The sequence below is a fragment of the Paraburkholderia phytofirmans OLGA172 genome, from assembly GCF_001634365.1.
GTDB lineage: Bacteria > Pseudomonadota > Gammaproteobacteria > Burkholderiales > Burkholderiaceae > Paraburkholderia.
Genome location: NZ_CP014580.1, coordinates 63,195 through 83,652, shown reverse-complemented (window position 1 = coordinate 83,652; position 20,458 = coordinate 63,195). Strand labels below are relative to the sequence as shown.

Genomic DNA, 20,458 nt, shown 5'->3' with positions numbered 1-20,458 from the left:
TGTCGTCGCGATTTGATCGTGATCAAGGCGATGTTTGATGCGGCAGAAGTGGCGAAATCGAAGCTATCCAACGCAATCTGGGACCAAATTGGCTCACATCGGCCTACCGTGACGACATTGACCAGCGTTCATTAGATTGCGTCGAGCGCATCAAAACAGGCGCCTCCGTTGGTGGCCGTTCGTTTCAATGACAGCAGCGGTCAGCGGGCATAGCCCCCCGGGCGGCCGCAACAGGTCGACTACGGAAGTTTGTCGTTGGACCGGGATTGGCGCAGATGTAAAAAGGGGCCGTTGATGAACAGATGTCGCGTGGCGGAAATCAGCTCGATACCGGCGGTTCGACCACAGTTGGTGAGGATCTCGGTAGGAGCCTCTTTCGCATGCAAAGGGCGGTTGACGGACACAGGACCGCGAACTGCGTGCACAACCGCACGTCGCTGGAGACCTCATCACGGTTTACCCGCTCATAGCCGGCTCGCTCAAAAAAGCGTTCAGCAGTCGTTGTTAGCAGCCAGACATCCTGCTGACCGAGTGAGCGTGCGTTGTCTTCAAGCAGTTCGACCAGCTTCCTTGCGACGCCTGTCCCGCGCCATTCTGGCGCGAGGGCTAGCGATCGTAAAAGCACACTCGAACCAATCTGTTCAAGGCCGCCGCTACCGACAACAGTTCCGCTTGCGTCTTCGGCAACGAGGAATCCTTTGATGAGCGTCGTCGAGACATCTTCAACAGGTAGATCGTTCGCGTTCAACAGGTTTCGGATCGTACCGAGGTCGGCTTCGTTGGCGTTTCTTATCTGCATGGCAGTATGCTCACTCGAAACTGGCATGATGTTCGCCAAAATTTTTGCCGGAGGCGAAGCGTATGGCGAGAATGAACGCGGCAGCCGAAATCAGCGACACCAACAGAACGGTCCATTCGACAGGCACATAATTGCTGCCGACCGTCCAGATCGCCGCGGCTGAAATCGGTGCGATCCCCTTGGCAATGTTCGAGGGCATCGATAGCAGTCCGCTCACGGCTCCATAGCCTTCCGTCCACATCACGTCCTGCACAATCGTCCCGCGCAGGATCGTCATCATGCCGTTTGCGCCACCGTAGACGACCGCAAACAGGATCAGCAACGCAGGCGACGTGCCTGCGCACATGAGAACAACAACCGACGCGGGAAACGCTGTTGTAATAACGATGCCGACAATCGACGGACGAACATTGCGGCCGATCGTGAACCACAGCACGCGCGCAAGCACCTGAGCCGGACCGATCACAGCCATTGTCATCAGGATCAGTGCTGGCGACACTCGCCGCTCCGCCATAAGCGGGACCAGGTGGAAGGTCAGCGCCGCAAATGTCGCATAGTAGGCCGTGAAACAGACCGCAAGCGCCCAGAATGTCGGCGTCCGTAAAGCGCGCCCGGTTGCCGCTGCGTTGGTCGCCTTCAGCGCGGCCTTGTAGTCCCGATCGTCTTCGCGGGGCGCATCACGACCGATTGCGAAAACATGTATGGGTAGACAGATTGCCAGATTGAATCCGGCAAGCGCGAGCAGCGCGTCTCGCCACTGGAGCAAGTCGATCAGAACCTGTGTCAGGGGGATAAAGACGGTACTGGCGAAGCCGGCCACCAACGTGACCAATGTAATCTTTGTGCGAAAGCTGCCTGGAAAGTCTCGTGTGATTACCGCGAAAACCGGATCGTAAAGCGTCGCGGCCATTGCGACACCGAGGCCGATCCAGACGACGAACAGTGTCACGAGGCTATGTGCCTGCGACCACAACGTCAGCATCGCTACGGCCAACAGGGTCCCGCAGACCATGACACGCCGGCCGTGGCCGTGGTCGATCCACTTTCCGACCGGATACGCCGCCAAACCTGAAATCAACAGACCGACTGAGAGCGCTGCGTTCGTCGCCGTCCGGCTCCATCCCATCGCTCCTTCCATGGGCACGACAAAGAGTGAAAACGCGTAATAGATCGATCCCCAGGAAACGAGTTGCGCAACTGCGAGCGCCCACGTTGCGATAGTGTCGCGACCATTGTTGCGCCCGTCACTCCGTTTCGCTGTCGTCGGTGTCTGCATTGGCGGTCACCGCTTCCTGGTTCATGGCGGCGGCCGCCAGTGTCGTTGCAAGCTCCGGGTGCGCTTCTTTCCGTTCACTGTAACGATCTGTCAGGTAGTCCGAGCGGTCACGTACCAGCAGCGTGAACTTGTACAGTTCTTCCATCACGTCCACGACGCGATCGTAATATGCCGAGGGTTTCATCCGACCGTTTGCGTCGAACTCCTGCCAGGCCTTCGCCACCGAAGACTGATTCGGGATGGTCACCATACGCATCCACCGGCCGAGAATGCGCAGCGCGTTCACCGCGTTGAACGATTGCGATCCACCGCACACCTGCATTACCGCGAGCGTGCGGCCTTGCGTGGGGCGAACGCCGCCGCTTTCCAGTGGTAGCCAGTCGATCTGGTTCTTGAATACTGCCGTCAAGGTTCCGTGACGTTCCGGGCTGCACCAGACATGCCCTTCCGACCACTCCGAGAGTTTCCGTAGTTCGACCACCTTCGGATGGTCGGCCGGCACGCTGTCAACAAGCGGCAGGCCGTGCGGATCGAAGACACGCGTTTCCGCGCCGAAATGGCGCAGGATGCGTTCGGCTTCGAGCGTGAGAAGTCGGCTGTACGACGTAGGACGCAACGAACCGTAGAGCAACAGGATTCGCGGCGCGTGCTGCGAAACTGCACGCGGTTCGAGCTTCTTCAGGTCAGGCGAGTCGAGATGCGGGGCGCTGACGTTAGGCGTGTCCTGCGTCATTAGAGAAGTCTCCTCCCTTCGCTATCGACAACCTGCTCCCCATCCTCTTTCTTGAATGAGCCCTTCTGCCCGGCAGGCAGGATGTCGAGTACGAGTTCGGACGGCCGGCACAGGCGGACGCCAAGCGGTGTCACGACCAGCGGGCGGTTAATCAGGATCGGATGCTCCATCATGGCATCAAGCAACTGCGCATCAGTCAGGGACGTATCGCCCAGACCAAGCTCGGCGTAAGGCGTGCCCTTTTCACGCAGCGAGGCGCGTACCGTCAGGCCAGCTCGAGCAATCAGTTCCTTCAATGTCTCCCGATCAGGCGGAGTCCTCAGATACTCGACAATTTCCGGCTCGATTCCGGCATTGCGGATCATTGCCAGCGTATTGCGCGACGTACCGCAGTCGGGGTTGTGATAAATCGTGACGCTCATAATTGCCGCCCCTCTATGCTGTGTTTCGTTTCGTACCAGTGCTGGGAGCGGTTGACGATGCCGACGACGAACAGCATCACCGGCACTTCAATCAGCACGCCAACCACTGTGGCCAGCGCTGCACCAGAATGGAACCCGAACAGACTGATTGCCGTCGCAACCGCCAGTTCAAAGAAATTGCTGGCACCGATCAAACTCGACGGCCCAGCTACACAGTGCGCAACGCCGAGCCTGCGATTCAACAGGTAAGCGAGGCCGGAATTGAAGAACACCTGTATCAGGATCGGCACCGCGAGCATGGCGATAACGAGCGGCTCCTTGACGATTGCCTGTCCCTGAAAGGCAAACAGCAGGACGAGTGTCGCGAGCAGCGCGCTGATCGAGTACGGGCCGAGATGTACGACCGCCTGCCGGAAATGCGCTTCTCCTCTGGCCAGCAGGTGTCGGCGCAGCAATTGGGCAAGGATGACGGGAATGACGATGTATAACCCAACCGAAATGATCAACGTATCCCACGGCACCGTAATCGCGGACAGCCCGAGCAGGAGCGCTACAAGGGGCGCGAATGCCACGATCATGATGGAGTCATTCAGCGCCACCTGAGAGAGCGTGAAATACGGATCGCCTTTGCAGAGTTGTGACCACACGAACACCATGGCCGTACAGGGGGCCGCGGCCAGCAGGATCAGGCCGGCAATATAGCTGTCGAGCTGGTCGGCGGGAAGCCACGACGCAAACACATGACGGATGAAGATCCAGCCCAGCAACGCCATGGAGAAGGGCTTGACGAGCCAGTTCACGAACAGCGTAACGCCGATGCCGCGCCACTGGTTCCTGACCTGGGTCATCGCGCCGAAATCGATCTTGATCAGCATCGGAATGATCATCACCCAGATCAGCACACCGACAGGAAGATTGACGTGCGCCACTTCCATCCGGCCGATCGCCTGGAAGAGCTGGGGCAGGAGTTGCCCGACCAGGATGCCGCCTACGATGCAGAGGGCGACCCAGACCGTCAGATAACGCTCGAAAAATCCGATTGCCGGCCGTGCCGTGCCGATCGCTGTATCAGTGCTGCTCATTTGATTCCTCTGGGGGCTTGTCACCGATCGCGCGCATTTCGCGCTGAATCGCATTTCGGTCCAGCACATGCAGAGGCAGATTCACGAACTGGCTCACCCGGTTCATGATCTGCCGATAGACCTTGCTGAATACCTTGCGTTTCTCGTCGTCGCTACCCGCGAAAGCCGCCGGGTCCTCGAAACCCCAATGTGCCGTCATCGGGTGGCCAGGCCAGATTGGACAGACTTCACCCGCAGCCTGGTCGCAGACCGTGATGACGAAATCCATGTGTGGAGCGGCAGGCGTCGCGAACTCGTCCCAGCTCTTGCTGCGCAGTTCCGCTGTGTCGTAACCCAGCGCTTCACAGCGTTCAATGGCGAACGGATTCACCGTCTCGGATGGATGACTGCCGGCGCTATACGCCTGAAATTTGCCCTTCCCAAGTACGTTGAAAAGCGCTTCGGCCATGATGCTGCGCGCGCTGTTGCCCGTGCAGAGAATGAGAATCGAGTAAGGTTTGTCGCTCACGGGCGGCTCCGGAAAGTCACGATAGGATCAATTAGCCGGCGTGCAGCATGCAGCCGACGATTGCGGATGTGATTGTGATTGGTCGCGCGAGTGACCGTAGACCGGCGCGGTTTCGAGTGTTCGAAACGTTTCCCAGGCGACGCCCTGCGGATCAATGGTCCACGCCTTGTCCGACCTGGCATAGCAGCACGTCGTGCCGGTTTGCGCTGCAACCGGCAGTTGCGCCGTCGCGAATCGCGCATTCATCTCTGCCAACTCCGCATCGGTTTCGACCTGAATGCCGACGTGATCAATACCTGGTTTTGCACCACGCTGCGAAATCGCGAAATTCACCGCGGGGTCTGTCAGTTCCCATTTGCAGTAATCGGTCTTGAGAACAGTGGGCTCGGCGTTGCCGAACATCGCGCTATAGAACCGAATACTGTCGCTTAGATTTTCGACAGCGACATGGATGTGCATACGCTTCATGGTGTGTCTCCGCAGCAGTTGGGGAGATCGCTCGCGGCGCAGGTTGCTCCCGCGCAGCAGTTCTCCGTCAGGAAACTGATCAGGCCCGTCATGGCATCGAAATTCGCCGTGTAGATAATGAAACGCCCCTGCTGTCGCGGCTTCACCAGGTCTGCATGTGACAGATCCTTCAGATGAAACGACAGGCTTGAAGGGGAAAGCTCCAACTGCTGTGCGATTTCACCGGCGGCCATACCGTTTGGACCGGCCACGACCAGGGCACGAAAGATCGCGAGGCGCGATTCGTGGGCGAGCGCGCTAAGGGCGCGTACAACGAGGTTTGAGTCCATGCCCTGAACAATAGATCATTCATTTTAACATTTCAAGTATTATTGAATTGATGGGTGGAGCGCTACGGGGCGACAACGTGCCGCCTCCGTTGCGCGGAGGTTCGGCAGGGCAGGACACGGAATGTACGTCCGATAATTGGCGCTACAGAATCAGTTCCTTTCTACCCATCAGACATGGAGGCTCTCATGCGACTACGCCTCGCGACGCCTGACGATGCTGAGGCCATTTCAGCGATTTACGCCCCAGTAGTCACAGGCACCGCCATCTCTTTCGAACTTGAACCACCGACAGCGGACGAGATGCAGCGGCGATTGATCGCGACATTGCGACGGCTCCCATGGCTAGTCAGTCTCGATGATGCGGGTCTGGTGAATGGTTACGCCTATGCCGGCGCGCATCGTGAGAGGCAGGCCTACCAATGGTCGGTCGATACGACAGTCTATGTCCGCGCTGCCAGTCGGGGGCGAGGTGTTGGTCGCGGACTGTACGAAGCCTTGCTGGCGGAGCTAACGGAGCTGGGCTACGCGCAGGCGTTCGCAGGCATCGCGCTACCCAACGCCGCGAGTATCGCGCTGCATGAAGCAGTTGGATTCAAGCATATCGGTGTCTATGAAAAGGTCGGATTCAAGCTCGGTGCATGGCGAGATGTCGGTTGGTGGCAAAAGACGCTGCGTTCTTATGCGAGTGAACCTGTCGCGCCGAGAGCTTTCGGCGCAACCGGCAACTTCTGAATGCTTCGATTGGATAACGGTGGGAGACTGTCTGGCGTGATACTGGACGATCGTTCGGCGCTCGTGAGCATATGCGACGAATCTGGGAACGGCTTATATCCCTTGTCCTGACTACGGACGAGAATTTCGGTATCTGACGCTGCGCCAGGGGATCTCTGGGTTTTCACGAGCAAGAACAACCAAAATAATGAACACGCGCAATTCACCCCGTACCTAACCTTGGAGCCAGATACGCTGCATCGGCGCACCCTCGCTCACGAGCGGTTGAACGCGACAATCGGCAAGAACGGAGGGACTCTGGACGGGGTATTCTGCAACAAACAGCGTGGCCTCGGGAGGTCGGTGGGGGGGGGGCGGGCGAGACCTTACCAGTCGATGCGGTGCTTTTCCTCGGTTTCACGGTGTCGCTCTTCGTCCGGCGTGTGAAGGTAGGGGTTGGTGCTCGTCAGCGACGCGTGACGCAGGTTGTCGCGAACTGTCCGCAGATCGGCGCCGCCGTCGGCCATGTGCGAGCCTGCCGTATGGCGCAGCCAGTGTGCGGAGGCCTGGTCGAGCAGATCCGGCTGGCCAGCGAAGCCGTCGCCGCGCAGTCGGAGGCGTTCGGCTGCACCGGCAAAGATGCCCTTGACGATCGTGTGGAGCGCGGCGCGCGTTAGCGGCTTCATGGATTTTCCCAGCGGCAGCACGAGCGGCGTGTCCTCATGGCGGGAGGGCAGGGCGGACAGGCCGCGCTCGCGCCGGTAGCGTCCGAGTTCGACCATCATTTCCGCGGAGGCGGGCACGAGCCCTTCCTTGTCGCCCTTGCCGAGCACTTCGAGCCACCAGCGCTCGTGACCGTCGGCATCGCGCCGGCAGAAGAAACATCCCATCGTGTTGCCGCTGACCTCGGAGATGCGCAGGCCGCCGAGATAGAACAGCGTGAACAGCCACCGTGCACGGAGGTAGCGCTCCCGTTCGCGCGGCGTGTCCTTCGGCAAGCTATCGATATACAGCTTCACTTCCTGCCACAGCTCGCGGTCGAGATAGCGTGTGATGCGTGGCTTTGAGCGGCGCGCGCGCTGGCGCGACAGCGACAACGGGTTACCCGCCAGATAGCCGGCTTCGACCAGCCACGCGAACAGTGCGTTGATGATCACCATCGCCTGGTACTGGCTGCTCGGCCCGAGCGTTCTGTAGAACGGTCGCCACCGCGGATCGTGGCGCGGATATTTGCGTCCATCGTCGGCGACCCAACGCGCGTGCGGCTGTGGGGCATTCAGGAATTGCCGGAATAGCTGCAGGTCCTCGTGCGTGAGTGACGACAGCGGTTTGCCCAGTTGCACGATTGCCCACAGCAGCAGCCGTTCAGCTTCCTTGCGGTAATTCTCGAAGGTCGTTTTCTTGTCGGCGACCCGCGCGAGCCACGCGCGCACTGCAGCCAGGTCGTCGCATGCGGCGATCTGCGAGTGGCCGCGCGCGCGGTTGGTGCCGTCGCGACCGTCGAGATCGGCGGGCAGTTCGAGCACATCGAGCGGGCGCGGTGCGATCAGGGCGGTTTTCATGGGCATCGGGACCGGTGCGGGCGGTGTTCGGGGTGTCGCGTGGCGATTGTCGCACTCCCGCTATTGAATTTCAACATTATAGGATTAATGTCAAAATCCTAGCAGGGCGGCGTTGGAAAGTAGGCGGTTTATGTAGTAATATTTACGAAAATTCATCAGCGAAAAACCTCATGAGTGACGTCCTGTCCCCCGACGCAGCGCTGGCCGCCGAAATCGAGCGCCTGAAGGGGGCATTTCCGAAGACCCGCGAGCTGTATCGCGAGGTCTGCGCGCTGCTGTTTTTCCGGCACGGCATCACGCCAACCGCGAACCGGCTCTATCAGCTGGTCCGGCGCGGCAGCATGGGCACGCCGACCGCCGTGCTCGGCGAGTTCTGGGCGGAACTGCGCGAGAAGAGCCGGGTACGGATCGACCATCCCGACCTGCCCACCGATCTCGGTGCGGCCGCGGGCGAGCTAGTGGCCACCCTCTGGACACGCGCGACCGCGTCAGCGGAGGCGGCGCTCGACGCGCTGCGCGCCGAACTCGAGGCGCAGCAGGTCGAGGCACAGCAGTCGGTCGTTGCCGCCCGCGATGAGCTGGGTCGCACCGAGACCGCGCTTGAGCAGCGCACCGCCGCGCTGCTGGCCGCGCAGGTTGAGATCCGCGAACTGGACAAGGCCCAGGCCGAAGGTCATGCACAGCGGAAAGCGCTCGAGGCAGAGCTTGAACGGATGCGGGCGGGGCTGGCCGCGCGCGATCGCGAGCTGGTGGAGGCAAGGGAAGGTTTTGCGCGCGAGCTGGCAAAGCAGCGGGAAGCGGCCGAACGCGCGGAGGAGCGGCTTCGTGCATCCGAGAAGCGCGCCCTGCTGGAGATTGACCGCGAGCGGAATACCGCAACGAAGCTGCAGAAGGAGCTCGACGACGCCACACGCCGGGCGGACCGGAAGGACGACGACCACCGGCGTGCGTCTGAAACCATGCAGGCGCAACTGGGCGACGCGCGTCATCAGGCGGGCGTGCTGCAGGGGCGGCTGGATGCTGTTCAGGCGGAGAGCCTGCGGCTGCAGGCAGAGATGATGACGCTGCGGGAAGCGGAAACGCGCGCGCGGGAAACCCGGCCGTCGGCTGCTTTGGCCGCCTCGGCCGGAGCCCGGAAGGCACCACGTCCGACCCGTTCGTCCCGCGCCGTGCCGACCGCCAAACCAGCAACGCGTCGCAAGAAAACGGTATAAACACAGGGTAACAACACCGAGTAATCCGCCACCAGGGAAATGGGCTGCATGGCTGATATCTACCTGCTCGCCGGACTGACGCTTCCGCAGGGCGTCGCGCATGAGTCCCTGCCCGGGACCGTGTCGCGTTTCATCTCGGATTGCTGGCACGGCATGAGTCGCACGCAGATGATGGGCCGGGCGAAACGGCGGGGGCTGCGCCTGTCGTTCCGCCCAACGGCGCGGTGTCGGTCCGGCGAAACCGGCGTCTTCGAATTGCGCTTCAACGATGGGGCAGTGGAATGCCTGATGCTGGCACGGCTACAGCGGGTCGGAGCCAGGCACGGTAAGCGCCGGCAAACCAGCCGGATTGACGTATCCCGACCCCCTCCACGCGATCCCAGGCAGACCCGGTTGTTCTGACACGACCGTCGCGGTTGCCGCGCAACGCGCTACTCGCTATGCTCGCAGCCTTCAACGGATCAGGAGTTTCGACGTGCGGCGCGTAACGGTCAGAAAATCATCGGTTCATGGGCGAGGTGTCTTCGCGCTACGGGCGATTCCAGCCGGCCAGCGGATCTTCGAATATCGCGGTGAGGTGACGTCGTGGCGACGGGCCTCTGCCCGGTACCGGCGATCGGGAGTGCCCGGCCACACCTTCATTTTTGGACTGGCTGACGGGCGCGTGATCGACGGCAGCGTCGGCGGCAACAGCGCCCGCTGGCTGAACCACTCCTGCCAGCCGAACTGTGAGGCGATCGAGGACGAGCGGGGGCGGGTTTTCATCGAAACGCTCAGAGACGTGATGCCGGGCGACGAGCTTTCTATCGTCTATGGACTCACTATTGATGAAGAGACGACTCCCGAACTGATCGCTGACTATGCCTGCCGCTGTGGGACGAAGCGGTGCACCGGTTCGATGCTGGCCCCGGCGAGCGGTTAACATGCGTCGACTCGTCGACCGCAGCCGGGCGCTGGTCGCAATGCCGGTCCTACTTCATATGCATCGGAAGGATCGGCAACGTGGCGCTAAGGGCTCGAGTGGGCGATTTCGAGCCGATCGGTTGCCAACATGGATTTTCATTGATGGACTGAGTGCGGTCAGCGCAGCACCATGGTAGGTAATGTCCACCGTGAACTCATTAACGCTGAAGCTACCTGTTGACAGTACAAATGACTGATATCGCATTAAGCGGTGCCGATTACAGTGGCATACATGGCGACATCGTTGCGCTTCTGGAACACGGTCGTCGTGCTGCGGCCCGAAGTGTCAACGCACTGATGACGGCTACCTACTGGGAGATTGGTCGTCGTATTGTCGAATTCAGACAGGGCGGGGAGGGGCGTGCGGCCTACGGTCAGACCCTTTTAGAGCGGTTGTCGGTCGACCTGACAGCCCGCTTCGGGCGGGGGTTTGGGGTTGACAACCTGGAGTTGATGAGGATGTTCTACCAGACCTACCCGCCAGCCGCGATTTCCGGATCACTGATTCGGAAATCCGCGCCCTCAGGCCATCCGGCAAATTCCGAATCGGCGATTCGGAATTTCGATCTCGACCAGCTCGCGACCACATTCCAGCTGTCCTGGACGCATTACGTCCACCTCATGCGGCGAACCCGCTCAGTTGAAGAAAGAGCGTTTTACGAAGCCGAAGCGCTTCGTGGCGGCTGGAGCGTGCGACAATTGGATCGGCAGATCAGCAGCCAGTTTCACACCCGTGCGATGCTGTCGAAGAACAGGCCGGCAATGCTACAGAAGGCGGGCAAGGCGCAACCGGGCGACCTTGTGACCGCAGAGGAGGCCATCAAGGATCCTTACGTTCTTGAGTTCCTGGATCTCAAGGACGAATATTCAGAAAGTCAACTGGAGGAGGCATTGGTCCATCGGCTCGAAGACTTCCTTCTTGAGTTGGGTGGTGATTTTACGTTCGTGGGCCGCCAGCGTCGCCTTCGGATTGGTGAAAGCTGGTTCCGGGTAGATCTTCTGTTCTTTCATCGGCGTCTGCGATGCCTTGTTATCGTCGATCTCAAGCTCACGGAGCTCAATCACGCCGACGTGGGTCAGATGCACATGTACTGTAATTACGCGCGCGAGCACTGGACGCTGCCAGGAGAGAACCCGCCCGTTGGGCTGATCCTGTGTGCGCGAACGAATGCCGCGGTGGCGCGTTATGCATTAGAAGGGTTGCCAAACAAAGTGCTGGCGGCTGAGTACCATATGGTCCTGCCGGATGAAAAACTCCTCGCCGAAGAACTGGCCAGAACCCGACGTGCATGGGAGGCCCAACATCGGTCGGAAGAGGGCGCTGACGGTTCAGACGGTCAACTGTCGTGACAGGGATTGCATCACGCCCGGTTAAGCATCAACAACCATTCAGAGACTGACTGCTTGTTACTGTGGCAATCTGTGTGCGGAAATACATCTCCTTGGCGGTTCGGCGAGCTGTACAAGATGGGAGCCAGAGCATGACACGGTGCGTGCGGTCGCCGACGCGAGCGGTCGGCGCGCAATCGTCGAGTCAGTCGATGAGCACGACAGGAAATTGAGACGCACGGTCAAATGGAATAATCTCGTCAATCCGACCAGCCAACTGTTCTGAATCCGACGGATGCAGCTCGACATTTTCAACGACAGCCGCGACGTGATGCTGCGCAATGACGTCCTGTCAGCATTGCAGCAGTACGATGCCGCGGGCGCGCGGCGCGCGCTACAGGCCCTTGAGAACGAGTATCCGGACGATGTCGCCCAGGTGTATTTCGGGTCGATCGTCAATGCTCTCGAGGGTCGATCGACGGTACCGTTTGACCGTCACGAAGCCGCCCTGCAGGCTCGCCAGGCACTATCTCACGAAGTCCAGCCCGCAGTCGCGCGTGCGTTCCCGGGGCAGAGCGGGGCGACCTGGCTCGCGTCGCTCTGGGCAGAACTGGCCGGGCGCGCCTCTGCGCTGCCTTTCCGTGCGGACCACGCGGATGCGCACGCGGCACCGCTCTTCCTGCTTGCTGCGCGGTGGGCCGAGGCGTCCGATGCGGTATCGCGCATCGCGTCCTGGCGACGGATTCCAGCGCCGCTTTGCTGGATGACGGAGGCACGTTACCGACTCGATGGCCTGGACGCGGCCTGGCGATTGCTGGTGGAGCTTGCGTGGCTTTCTCCATCCCGGTTTGACCAGCTTTTGAGCCGGCTTGGCGACGCGTGCGTCAATACGTTGCGGCGCAACTTCGATACGTCGTTCGACGGCGCCGGCGACATTGACGATCTCGCATGGTTTCCGGCGTGGGTACTCACGGAAAAGGCCGGCCTCGCGCCGCTGCTCAAACAGGCAGAGCCTTCGCGACGCAACGCGCCCGAGCGGGCGGCGAAGGTGATGCTCGAGTTACTCAGCCTGGAGCGACAGGGCCGGCATCACGAACTGCTGGAAACCCGCCGTGAACTGCAGGCGCTCAACGCGGCGCTGTACGCGGCCTACATGAAGACGCGCTGAGCTGCTAGCCCGGAGCATGACACTCACAACCTCTCACACCGCTCACAAGTGGGCTTTCGCCACGCGGTTCCGGCGTGGCGCCTTCGGCTGGAAATCCGCGTTGCCGATCCAGCGTCTGAAGGAGGCCCTGATCGAAATCCGGCAGATCGCCCGCGCCGATCCTGTTCTCGCTGCGGACGGCGCGGTCGCCCTGCTCGAAAAGCTTTCGCCGGCGCTTGAACACGTAGACAGTTCTTCGGGGGCAATTGGCACCGCCGTGAATCGCGCAATCGATGCGCTTGTGCCGGTTATCGCCGGGGCGGACGTGCCTGCTCCGGTCCGGATGCGTTGGCTGGATCGGCTGTTTGACGCGCTCCAGGACGACCCGATGCCGTATATCGAACAGCTGGGCGATCGCTGGGGCGACCTGTGTACGTCGCCTGCCATCGCGTCCGCATGGGCGGACCGGTTGTTGCCAATAACAGCGCGCGTGATGGGCGCTGAAGGTCTGGGCGAGCATTTCGCGGGTACCACCGCCTGCCTCACCGCGCTGAATGCCGCCCGGCGCCATGAGGAACTGCTTGCTCTCGTGAATGGCGCGCGCCTGAACTGGTGGGGGTATCGCCAGTACGGGGTGGATGCACTGATCGCATTAAATCGTTCGGCTGAAGCACTGCGTTACGCGGAAGCGTCGAGGGGGCTGAATGCGCCCACTGCCGCCATCGCCCGCAAATGCGAAGCGATCCTTCTGTCGTCGGGCATGATGGACGAGGCCTATCGGCGCTATGCGATCGAGGCCAATCAGGCCACCACGCATCTCGCAACGTTCCGTGCCATCGCGAAAAAATATCCGGGCAGGAGTCCCGACAGCATCCTCCACGATCTGGTCGCGAGCAGTCCCGGCGCGGAGGGGAAATGGTTCGCCGCTGCGAAGGACGCCGGCATGTTCGATCTGGCGGCGTCGCTCGCGATGCGCGGCCCCACCGACCCGCGAACCCTGACGCGGGCCACACGCGCTTTCGCGCAGTGCAAGCCTGCATTCGCGATGGCCTGTGGCACAGCGGCGTTGCACTGGATGGCCGCAGGCTTCGGTTACGAAATCACGGGGAGCGATGTGCTGGATGCTTACGATGCGCTGGCGGATGCGGCCTTTGCCACTGGCATGGAACGAGACCAGCTCAACAGGCGTCTGCGGGACCAGTTTGCGGCCATTCTGGGGCATTCGTTCGTCGCCACGGTGCTGGCGCATCATCTGTCGGCATGACGTCGCGATGCATCCAGGTCGCGGGATGGACGGTTCCCGAACGGCCCGCGGCCCGGCGTGTTGTCGTCAACGGGTCGCCCCGGGTCGTGTGGGACGGGTGCCCGTTTATGCCGCCGATGACCGGACTGAAGCGCAACGCAGCTGTAGACGGTAGTTTTACGGCAGGCAGAATTAGTACAGGACTAGCATCATGAAAGAGTACAACCCCGGGTGCGCACCCGAACCTGAATCGTGGCTCGAACTCGATGAGCAGGAGCGAATTGCTCTCGTCGAAATGTATCACCGCGTTGCCCGGATCAAGCTTCCCAACGTCGCGGCACACGCTGCGCTACATGCGATCGTCGAAAACCAGATCGCCCTGAATCTTGAACCCGTGGTCCGGGCGATGGATCGCCTCGGGAAAGAAGGGCTTGCGCGACACGACGCGGTTCACGCGATCGGCTCAGTCGTCGCAGAGCATCTGTTTGATATTCTGAAGACGGATCAGAACGACGATGCTGCGACTTCGCAGGCGCGTTATTACGCGGCGGTGGAGCGGTTGACCGCCGCAAGCTGGCGCAAAGGTGAACACTGATGCCGATACCATCGAAACTTCAGCCGTGGTTTGAAGCGAGGCAGCGTTTCAGATTGAGCCATGCTCATATACAGATGGCGCGCGAACTGGGATTGAATCCCCGAAAATTCGGGTCACTGGCTAACGGGCAGCAGGAACCGTGGAAGCGCCCCCTCTCGGAATTTATCGCGCATTGTTATCACAAGCGCTTTGGTCGTACTACGCCAGAACACGTTCAATCTCTGGAGGACGTCGTGAAGCGTGCGGAACGGCGGCGCAGCGCGCGGCGGGAAAGAAAAACGAACAGAGCGGTTCCACCGGCGGGGCCGCAACGTAGCGATGACGGATCGAGCGAAAAGTTGCCGGAACTCTGCGCACGGGGCGGTGAATAGGGTACGAACGGAACGGACCTGATGACCATCTGGGTGGGCGACGTGGACCACTTGCGCCCAGGCTGCTTCTACTTTTACTTCCAAAACGCTTCTACTTCCACTTCACTGCACGGTGGCCCAGAGGCTTGACGCCGTGGCTCTGAGCAGCTGACGTACATCGACCGGCACTTGCGACATTCACGCCTCGTTACCATGGGGATGCCGGCGACGGAAAGGCCATAGCCAGCGGGGCGCGGTGCGCCCTGCCCCCATTTTAGCCCATTAAATGCAATGCTGATAAGGCAGAGGATTTTTAGCGGAGCGGAAGCGGCGCACGGGGATGCGCGCAGGCACGGCGCGAAATCCGCGTCCGCTTCGCTAAAAATTCTTTGAGCTAAACCGCTCCGCCGGCGTCAGCGGCTATGGGCATTGAATCAGGGTGATGACCGTGATGTTGCAGATGGCGGTGCTGGATGCGTCGTGGAAGACGTGCCGCTGCTGCGTGTGAAGGTTGCGAGGACGCTTGTACGATCGTGACGGACGGTACGATGTGCGCAGTGGCACCGTGATCGCCGCGGCGTGGCCAAAGCGCTGCCGCAACCGGGCGAACGGTTGTCCGGACAGGTGCGCGGAGCGTGAAGGCGCGGACGTCACGGCACACCAGCGGGAGGTGCCCGCGGCCGGGCGTGATGCGGTAGTAGTTCGATGCATACCATGTGTCCGCGCGCACACGCTGGACAGTCACGCAGGGATCGACCGGTGAGTCTGGCGTAGTGGTCACGATAGTCCTGGCTGATCTCATCAGTGGCAGTCGCGCGCGGTGGTATGACGTCGAGCAGCCGCCGGCATTCGGCGAGTCCGGTTTCGCGGCGCCGGTTGCTGAGGAATCCGTAGTGACGGATACGCTGCAGTCCGCGCGGCAGCACGTGAAGCAGGAAGCGGCGGATGAACTCCGGCGCATCGAGCTGCATCACGCGCTGTGCGGATTCATGGCGGTAGTCCTTCCAGTGGAACGTGACCTGTCCATCAGTGATATCGATCAGGCGATTGTTCGAGATGGCGACGCGATGCGTGTAACGCCCGAGGTAGTCGAGTACCTGCTGCGGGCCGCCGAACGGTTCCTTCGCGTACACCACCCATTCCGCGCGTCGCGGGCCATCCAGATAGCGGGCGAATGCCTGGACGTGCTGCAGGGGCGCGAGGGAGTTGAAGAACCGCAGGCGCCCAGTGTCAAAGGCACGCCTCAGCCGCTCGAGGAACAGACGCCGGAACAGGCGTGATAGCACGCGCACCGGCAGGAAGAAACCAGGACGGCAGGCAATCCAGCGTGAGTGGTCCGGCGCCAGACCGCCGCCCGGGACCACGCAATGCAGGTGAGGATGGTGGAGCAGGTTCTGGCCCCAGGTATGGAGGATCGCGATGAAGCCGATGCCAGCGCCGAGGTGTTTCGGATCAGCAGCGATGGTCTGCAGTGTTTCGGCAGTGGCCTGAAAGAGGATGTCGTAGACCACCGCCTTGTTCTGGTAGGCGATCGCAGCGATCTCCTGCGGCACCGTGAACACCACGTGGAAGTACGGTACCGGCAGCAGATCGGCCTGACGGTCGTCAAGCCATTGTGCACGGGCTAGCGACTGGCACCTGGGACAGTGGCGATTCCGGCACGTAACGGAGTGCACTCCGTTACCTGCCTTATGGGAAGTGGTTCCATATGGGGAGAAGATGTCTCGGAGCGAGCGCGGAGCGGACTACGCGCCCGTTTAACTCTCCATTAAAGCTTGGCCCTGAGCATGGCGATTACCTTGTCGGACGGCCGAAACGAACCCCTGCGCAAATGTGGTGGGACGATCGCATTGAGGGCTTCGAGCTTCTCAGTTGGGTCAGCGCGAGTGTAGATTTCAGTGGTCGCCAGATCGCTATGCCCGAGCCATAAGGACACTTTCCGGATATCCTGAGTGCTTCGTAGTACTATCATTGCGCAGGTATGCCTCAATACATGTGGTGATACCTGCTTCTTCGATAGCGAGGGACACGTATGACGAGCTGTCTCAGCATGGCATTTAAGGATATACGCGAAACCCCAGCGACTCATTGCTTCACCGCGAGCATTGACGAACAATTCCGGTACTGCAACAGCTCCCCGTACCGCTATCCAGGCACGCAATGCATTAGCAGTCGTTTTCCACAGGGGCAATGCGCGCTCCCGCCGACCCTTGCCGTGAACACGGATGCTCATCGACGGGAACACAACGTCGGCGGCTTGCAAACCCGTCAGTTCCGATACACGCAGTCCAGCGCAGATGGCCAGATGCAGCATCGCCCGGTCCCGGATCCCCTCGCGCGTTGACGGATCGGGCGCATCGAGCAGGGCCTGAACCTCTTCCTCGCCCAGATACGGCACTAACCGTGAATCAGTTTTCTTGTAGGGAATGCCCAGGATTCGTCGCGCCTGTTCGAGTATCGCGGGCTCGCGATACTCAAGGAAGTGGAAGAAGGACCTGATTGCAGCCAACCGGACATTGCGAGTCCCGGGCGAGTTCTGGCGCGTATCTTCCAGATATTCCAGGAAGTCGCTGATCAGTCTCGCATCGAGCTGCTCCAGCGCTAGCGACGACGGCGTCATCCTGAGTCTCCCGGCGGCAAACTCGAACAGGAGCTGGAAGGTGCAAGCATAGGAGTCGCAGGTGTGTTGGCTAGCGCCTCTCTCATGAGCAAGGTTTTGACGAAGAAATGCCACAATGTGCGGCGCGATCGGGATCATTTCTGTTCTCCAGTGAGAAACCCTTCTGCGGCAACAGCAATGTCATGCAGAAGCTCGGGAGTTGCCTCCAGATACCAATAGGTGGCGTTGATGTTGACGTGACCCATGTAGGTCGCAAGGGCCAGCATGTGCCGCCCAACACGGTCCCGCCCTTCCGGGCTCACCTCCAGTGCCCTGACGGCGAACGTGTGCCTGAGCTCATGTAGGCGGGGACGGTGACCGTTGTGGGTGGTGCCGATGCCGGCGATCTTCAGCAGCTTCTGGAACATCCAATAAGCGACCGTATATCTGAGCGGGCGCCCATCGTCATCAACGAACACATGGTCGTCACCCGGACGGGCCCGCCGCCGCAGGGTCAAGTACCTCTGCAAACCCTCCGCCGCCGTCTCGTGCAGTGGAACCAGACGGCTCTTCTGGAATTTGCTCTTTCGTATGAGTAATCCTTCGGGGGTAATGTCGGCACGCCGCAGGTTCAGGGCCTCAGAGATCCGCATGCCGGTGGCGGACAGCAGGGCGATTAATGTCGCATACGTCTGTGGTTGCAACGTATCGCGAGGACCCGATTGCAAGGCTGCGTTGACCAGGCGCTCGATGTCGGCGCGCGAGTAGATGAACGGGACACGGCGTGTCTTTCGGTAGCCAAAGTACCGGGCGGGCGGCAGCTCATGGGTTTGATCTTCGGTACGCAGATACCGGGCGAACCGACACACGGTCTTTAGCCTCGCGTCACGCTGGGCCACCGACGCAGCCTCGGCGGCCCAGTCGATTGCGGTTTGCGCGCGAACGTGCGTTTCACCGCGCTTGACGGCAAAGCACGCGAAGCTGCGCAACAGATAGTCTGCGTTCAGTAATTTGAAGCCGGCGGCACGCCGCGCGGCAAGATAGGACTCCACGGCCGGCATCATTTCATCACCTCCGGCCATGGCTGCGCGATTTGCCTGAGCAGCGCGACGTCGACCTTGGCGTAATAGGCCGTGGTATCGATGCCGCGATGCCTCAGGACCTGGCCAATCTGGTCGAGGGGAAGCCCATGACGCAACATCTCGGTCGCCGCTGTGTGGCGCAGCAGATGTGCGCCTTTGGCGGGCGAACTCACCCCGGCCCGTTTTAGTGCACGCTTCACTACCGACGATATGCAATCGCCTGAGATAAACGGCTTGAAGGGGGCGATGTTTCGAACAAAGACGTGGTCGCTGCAGGCAACTCGAGGTCGCGTGGATATCGTCAACTACGATGTCCGGTTGCGCGACAACTACGATGGCCGGTCGACGGGGGTAATTGTCGCTGTCAATTGGCTATAGTTGTCGCTCCGTTGTGGTCGTCGGTTGGTAGTTGACGCCGCCGCTCTTTCTGTTTGTCGCTGGCGTTGCGGCGCCGATAGCTTTCGACATTCAACTCGAAGATCGTCGAGTGATGAACAAGCCTGTCTATGGCGGCCACCGTCATGCCGGGGTCCGGGAAGACGTTATGCCAGCCCGAGAACGGCTGATTTGCCGTTATGAGAAGACTTTTGCGCTCATACCTTTCAGCTATCAACTCGAACAGCACGCTGGTTTCAGCCTGGTCCTTCCTGACGTAGGACAGATCGTCCAGGATGATCAGATCGAAGCGGTCGAGTTTGGCGAGTGCCGAGGGCAATTGCAGACTCTTTCGCGCAGCCTGAAGTTTCTGCACCAAGTCACTGGTCCGCGTGCATAGAACGCGGTACCCTGCATCGATCAGCGCGTGTCCGATGGCGCTTCCAAGATGGCTCTTGCCCCCGCCAGGTGGCCCAAACAGGAGGATCGTGGCGCCCTTCTCGAGCCACGCATCGCCGGTGGCCAGCGCCATGACGTGTGCCTTCGATACCATGGGCACGACACTGAAGTCGAACGTGGCAAGAGTCTTGGTCGGGTCCAATTGTGATTCGACACGATGACGTTCCAGTCTGCGTTTCGCCCGTTCAGCCAGTTCATGCTCGAACAATACGCCCAACAGTTGCGAGGCTTGCCAGCCTTCTTTATCCGAGCGCTGGGCGAAGTCAGACCACAGCCGACCAATCGTTGGCAGACGCAGTTCATTGAGCATCAGTCCCATGCGGCCGATGTCGTAAGTTGGTGCGCTCATGCGAACACCTCTTCATCAAGCAACGCGTCGTAGATCGAGGCGTCCGGCATCTCGACCGACACAACGGGACATTCGGCCTCACGCGGCGCGAATTCGTCGAAGAGCGCCTTCAGATCGGGCAGATTCCCGAGCGCGAGCAAGGCGTCGAGCCGTTCTGCCAGTTGAGCCTCCACGCCGTGGTTCCCGGCCAGATCGAGCAGGCCCACCATGGCCTTGCAGGCGTTGCGCGGGCTCAGCGCTTGATCCAGGCGTTCCCATGTCCGGCGGTAAGCTTCGCGCGGAAACAGATCGTCACGAAACACGAGGCCCCTGAAGGCCTGAGGTTTGCGTTTGAGCGACTCAATAAAATGCCGGTAGTCAATGGCGCGTCCGCGGCCTTTGCTCGTGCGTGTGACGCGCGCCGTGCTGTGTACCAGCGCGCCAGACAGATAGCAGTCAAGCCGATCGTTATAGAGCCGCACCTTCAGGCGATGTCCGATCAGGCGTGACGGTGCGCTGTAGAGGCTGTTGTCCACCGTAAAAGTGCCACAGCGCGTCACGCGCGCCTCGTCCTCGACGAAGTCGGTGGTACGGTGCTCAGGCAGATCCCGCAGGTACTCACGCTCGACCTGGAATGCGGCGGCATTGCGCCGGTTGCGGCGCATCACCACACTGCGCACAAATTCGTCATAGGCTGGCCGGTCGTCGAAATCCCGATGACCGCGCAGTAACAAGGCCTGATCGACCGCTTCCTTCAGCCATCGATGCGAGGATTCGACACTGCCGTTCTCGTTGTTATGGGCTCGAGCCCATAAAAATGAGTATGGTGTGGTAAAAAAAATGTCGCGGTGCCTCTTAATGACCCTGTATTGCCTGTCAGGTTG

Annotated in this window: 21 protein-coding genes and 2 pseudogenes; 8 read left to right on the top strand and 15 right to left on the bottom strand. The window is 60.7% G+C overall.

Going from position 1 to position 20,458, the window contains the following annotated elements:
• Positions 1 to 319 precede the first annotated feature (319 nt).
• From arsN2 to AYM40_RS35915, 8 genes are read right to left on the bottom strand one after another with little or no spacing between them, the layout of a single operon-like run.
• Positions 320 to 826: an arsenic resistance N-acetyltransferase ArsN2 gene (gene arsN2, locus AYM40_RS35950; protein WP_236721147.1), complete on the bottom strand. Its 507-nt coding sequence runs from the start codon at positions 824 to 826 to the stop codon at positions 320 to 322.
• Entirely contained in the window at positions 810 to 2,075 is a 1,266-nt protein-coding gene (locus tag AYM40_RS35945) for an MFS transporter (RefSeq protein ID WP_046564520.1), read from the bottom strand. The genes arsN2 and AYM40_RS35945 overlap by 17 nt, the downstream gene beginning before the upstream one ends.
• Positions 2,044 to 2,808: an arsenical resistance protein ArsH gene (gene arsH, locus AYM40_RS35940; protein WP_063500961.1), complete on the bottom strand. Its 765-nt coding sequence runs from the start codon at positions 2,806 to 2,808 to the stop codon at positions 2,044 to 2,046. Before arsH ends, AYM40_RS35945 begins: the two co-directional genes overlap by 32 nt.
• Complete coding sequence (gene arsC, locus AYM40_RS35935; protein WP_063500960.1) at positions 2,808 to 3,230, bottom strand: arsenate reductase (glutaredoxin); 423 nt, start codon at positions 3,228 to 3,230, stop codon at positions 2,808 to 2,810. Before arsC ends, arsH begins: the two co-directional genes overlap by 1 nt.
• Positions 3,227 to 4,312: an ACR3 family arsenite efflux transporter gene (arsB, locus tag AYM40_RS35930; protein ID WP_063500959.1), complete on the bottom strand. Its 1,086-nt coding sequence runs from the start codon at positions 4,310 to 4,312 to the stop codon at positions 3,227 to 3,229. Before arsB ends, arsC begins: the two co-directional genes overlap by 4 nt.
• The gene (locus AYM40_RS35925) at positions 4,299 to 4,820 is read right to left on the bottom strand and encodes an arsenate reductase ArsC (RefSeq protein ID WP_046564509.1); all 522 of its coding nucleotides are present in this window, start codon (positions 4,818 to 4,820) and stop codon (positions 4,299 to 4,301) included. Before AYM40_RS35925 ends, arsB begins: the two co-directional genes overlap by 14 nt.
• A gap of 27 nt (positions 4,821 to 4,847) precedes the next feature.
• On the bottom strand, positions 4,848 to 5,288 hold the full coding sequence (locus AYM40_RS35920) for an ArsI/CadI family heavy metal resistance metalloenzyme (RefSeq protein WP_046564507.1): 441 nt from the start codon (positions 5,286 to 5,288) through the stop codon (positions 4,848 to 4,850).
• Positions 5,285 to 5,617 (bottom strand): ArsR/SmtB family transcription factor, encoded by a 333-nt coding sequence (locus AYM40_RS35915; protein WP_046564505.1) that lies wholly within the window; start codon positions 5,615 to 5,617, stop codon positions 5,285 to 5,287. Before AYM40_RS35915 ends, AYM40_RS35920 begins: the two co-directional genes overlap by 4 nt.
• A gap of 186 nt (positions 5,618 to 5,803) precedes the next feature.
• On the opposite strand from AYM40_RS35915, the gene AYM40_RS35910 reads away from it, so the two are divergent.
• A complete protein-coding gene (locus AYM40_RS35910; RefSeq protein ID WP_052719587.1) occupies positions 5,804 to 6,349 on the top strand; it encodes an arsinothricin resistance N-acetyltransferase ArsN1 family B in 546 nt (181 codons plus the stop codon).
• Positions 6,350 to 6,714: 365 nt separating this feature from the next.
• Here the strand turns inward: AYM40_RS35910 and AYM40_RS35905 are convergent, their stop codons facing one another.
• Positions 6,715 to 7,890 carry a tyrosine-type recombinase/integrase gene (locus AYM40_RS35905; RefSeq protein WP_046564501.1) on the bottom strand — a complete coding sequence of 392 codons (1,176 nt, stop codon included), beginning with the start codon at positions 7,888 to 7,890 and terminating at the stop codon, positions 6,715 to 6,717.
• Positions 7,891 to 8,060: 170 nt separating this feature from the next.
• Here AYM40_RS35905 and AYM40_RS35900 point away from each other — a divergent pair, with 170 nt between their 5' ends.
• From AYM40_RS35900 to AYM40_RS35870, 7 genes are all read left to right on the top strand, one after another.
• Positions 8,061 to 9,104: a DNA-binding protein gene (locus AYM40_RS35900; RefSeq protein ID WP_063500958.1), complete on the top strand. Its 1,044-nt coding sequence runs from the start codon at positions 8,061 to 8,063 to the stop codon at positions 9,102 to 9,104.
• 48 nt (positions 9,105 to 9,152) lie between these two features.
• A complete protein-coding gene (locus tag AYM40_RS35895; RefSeq protein WP_063501108.1) occupies positions 9,153 to 9,506 on the top strand; it encodes a hypothetical protein in 354 nt (117 codons plus the stop codon).
• A 73-nt stretch (positions 9,507 to 9,579) separates the two neighbouring features.
• The gene (locus AYM40_RS35890; protein ID WP_063500957.1) at positions 9,580 to 10,026 is read left to right on the top strand and encodes an SET domain-containing protein; all 447 of its coding nucleotides are present in this window, start codon (positions 9,580 to 9,582) and stop codon (positions 10,024 to 10,026) included.
• A 230-nt stretch (positions 10,027 to 10,256) separates the two neighbouring features.
• On the top strand, positions 10,257 to 11,417 hold the full coding sequence (locus tag AYM40_RS35885; protein ID WP_063500956.1) for a PDDEXK nuclease domain-containing protein: 1,161 nt from the start codon (positions 10,257 to 10,259) through the stop codon (positions 11,415 to 11,417).
• 274 nt (positions 11,418 to 11,691) lie between these two features.
• Entirely contained in the window at positions 11,692 to 12,564 is an 873-nt protein-coding gene (locus tag AYM40_RS35880) for a hypothetical protein (RefSeq protein ID WP_063500955.1), read from the top strand.
• A gap of 16 nt (positions 12,565 to 12,580) precedes the next feature.
• Entirely contained in the window at positions 12,581 to 13,807 is a 1,227-nt protein-coding gene (locus AYM40_RS35875) for a hypothetical protein (protein ID WP_063500954.1), read from the top strand.
• A gap of 190 nt (positions 13,808 to 13,997) precedes the next feature.
• On the top strand, positions 13,998 to 14,381 hold the full coding sequence (locus AYM40_RS35870) for a hypothetical protein (protein ID WP_063500953.1): 384 nt from the start codon (positions 13,998 to 14,000) through the stop codon (positions 14,379 to 14,381).
• Between the two features lie 1,000 nt (positions 14,382 to 15,381).
• On the opposite strand, the pseudogene AYM40_RS35865 reads toward AYM40_RS35870, so the two are convergent.
• The 6 genes and pseudogenes from AYM40_RS35865 to AYM40_RS35840 form a co-directional block, all read right to left on the bottom strand.
• Positions 15,382 to 16,395 (bottom strand): annotated as a pseudogene (locus AYM40_RS35865) (IS91 family transposase); the annotation flags it as partial.
• Between the two features lie 104 nt (positions 16,396 to 16,499).
• Complete coding sequence (locus AYM40_RS35860) at positions 16,500 to 17,489, bottom strand: tyrosine-type recombinase/integrase (protein WP_063500952.1); 990 nt, start codon at positions 17,487 to 17,489, stop codon at positions 16,500 to 16,502.
• Entirely contained in the window at positions 17,486 to 18,394 is a 909-nt protein-coding gene (locus AYM40_RS35855) for a tyrosine-type recombinase/integrase (protein WP_063500951.1), read from the bottom strand. Before AYM40_RS35855 ends, AYM40_RS35860 begins: the two co-directional genes overlap by 4 nt.
• Positions 18,391 to 18,717 (bottom strand): tyrosine-type recombinase/integrase, encoded by a 327-nt coding sequence (locus AYM40_RS35850; RefSeq protein WP_082855543.1) that lies wholly within the window; start codon positions 18,715 to 18,717, stop codon positions 18,391 to 18,393. Before AYM40_RS35850 ends, AYM40_RS35855 begins: the two co-directional genes overlap by 4 nt.
• A gap of 59 nt (positions 18,718 to 18,776) precedes the next feature.
• Positions 18,777 to 19,595, bottom strand: a complete 819-nt coding sequence (gene istB / locus AYM40_RS35845; RefSeq protein ID WP_063500950.1) for an IS21-like element helper ATPase IstB — start codon at positions 19,593 to 19,595, stop codon at positions 18,777 to 18,779.
• Positions 19,592 to 20,380, bottom strand: a pseudogene (locus tag AYM40_RS35840) (Mu transposase domain-containing protein); the annotation flags it as partial. The pseudogene AYM40_RS35840 and the gene istB, both read right to left, overlap by 4 nt.
• Between the last annotated feature and the right edge of the window lie 78 nt (positions 20,381 to 20,458).

What these genes read in the sequence shown, in the direction of transcription:
- arsN2 (WP_236721147.1), bottom strand. Translation starts at nt 826, where the DNA reads ATGCCAGTTTCGAGTGAGCATACTGCCATGCAGATAAGAAACGCCAAC.
- AYM40_RS35945 (WP_046564520.1), bottom strand. Translation starts at nt 2,075, where the DNA reads ATGCAGACACCGACGACAGCGAAACGGAGTGACGGGCGCAACAATGGT.
- arsH (WP_063500961.1), bottom strand. Translation starts at nt 2,808, where the DNA reads ATGACGCAGGACACGCCTAACGTCAGCGCCCCGCATCTCGACTCGCCT.
- arsC (WP_063500960.1), bottom strand. Translation starts at nt 3,230, where the DNA reads ATGAGCGTCACGATTTATCACAACCCCGACTGCGGTACGTCGCGCAAT.
- arsB (WP_063500959.1), bottom strand. Translation starts at nt 4,312, where the DNA reads ATGAGCAGCACTGATACAGCGATCGGCACGGCACGGCCGGCAATCGGA.
- AYM40_RS35920 (WP_046564507.1), bottom strand. Translation starts at nt 5,288, where the DNA reads ATGAAGCGTATGCACATCCATGTCGCTGTCGAAAATCTAAGCGACAGT.
- AYM40_RS35915 (WP_046564505.1), bottom strand. Translation starts at nt 5,617, where the DNA reads ATGGACTCAAACCTCGTTGTACGCGCCCTTAGCGCGCTCGCCCACGAA.
- AYM40_RS35910 (WP_052719587.1), top strand. Translation starts at nt 5,804, where the DNA reads ATGCGACTACGCCTCGCGACGCCTGACGATGCTGAGGCCATTTCAGCG.
- AYM40_RS35905 (WP_046564501.1), bottom strand. Translation starts at nt 7,890, where the DNA reads ATGAAAACCGCCCTGATCGCACCGCGCCCGCTCGATGTGCTCGAACTG.
- AYM40_RS35900 (WP_063500958.1), top strand. Translation starts at nt 8,061, where the DNA reads ATGAGTGACGTCCTGTCCCCCGACGCAGCGCTGGCCGCCGAAATCGAG.
- AYM40_RS35895 (WP_063501108.1), top strand. Translation starts at nt 9,153, where the DNA reads ATGGCTGATATCTACCTGCTCGCCGGACTGACGCTTCCGCAGGGCGTC.
- AYM40_RS35885 (WP_063500956.1), top strand. Translation starts at nt 10,257, where the DNA reads ATGACTGATATCGCATTAAGCGGTGCCGATTACAGTGGCATACATGGC.
- AYM40_RS35880 (WP_063500955.1), top strand. Translation starts at nt 11,692, where the DNA reads ATGCAGCTCGACATTTTCAACGACAGCCGCGACGTGATGCTGCGCAAT.
- AYM40_RS35875 (WP_063500954.1), top strand. Translation starts at nt 12,581, where the DNA reads ATGACACTCACAACCTCTCACACCGCTCACAAGTGGGCTTTCGCCACG.
- AYM40_RS35870 (WP_063500953.1), top strand. Translation starts at nt 13,998, where the DNA reads ATGAAAGAGTACAACCCCGGGTGCGCACCCGAACCTGAATCGTGGCTC.
- AYM40_RS35860 (WP_063500952.1), bottom strand. Translation starts at nt 17,489, where the DNA reads ATGATCCCGATCGCGCCGCACATTGTGGCATTTCTTCGTCAAAACCTT.
- AYM40_RS35855 (WP_063500951.1), bottom strand. Translation starts at nt 18,394, where the DNA reads ATGATGCCGGCCGTGGAGTCCTATCTTGCCGCGCGGCGTGCCGCCGGC.
- istB (WP_063500950.1), bottom strand. Translation starts at nt 19,595, where the DNA reads ATGAGCGCACCAACTTACGACATCGGCCGCATGGGACTGATGCTCAAT.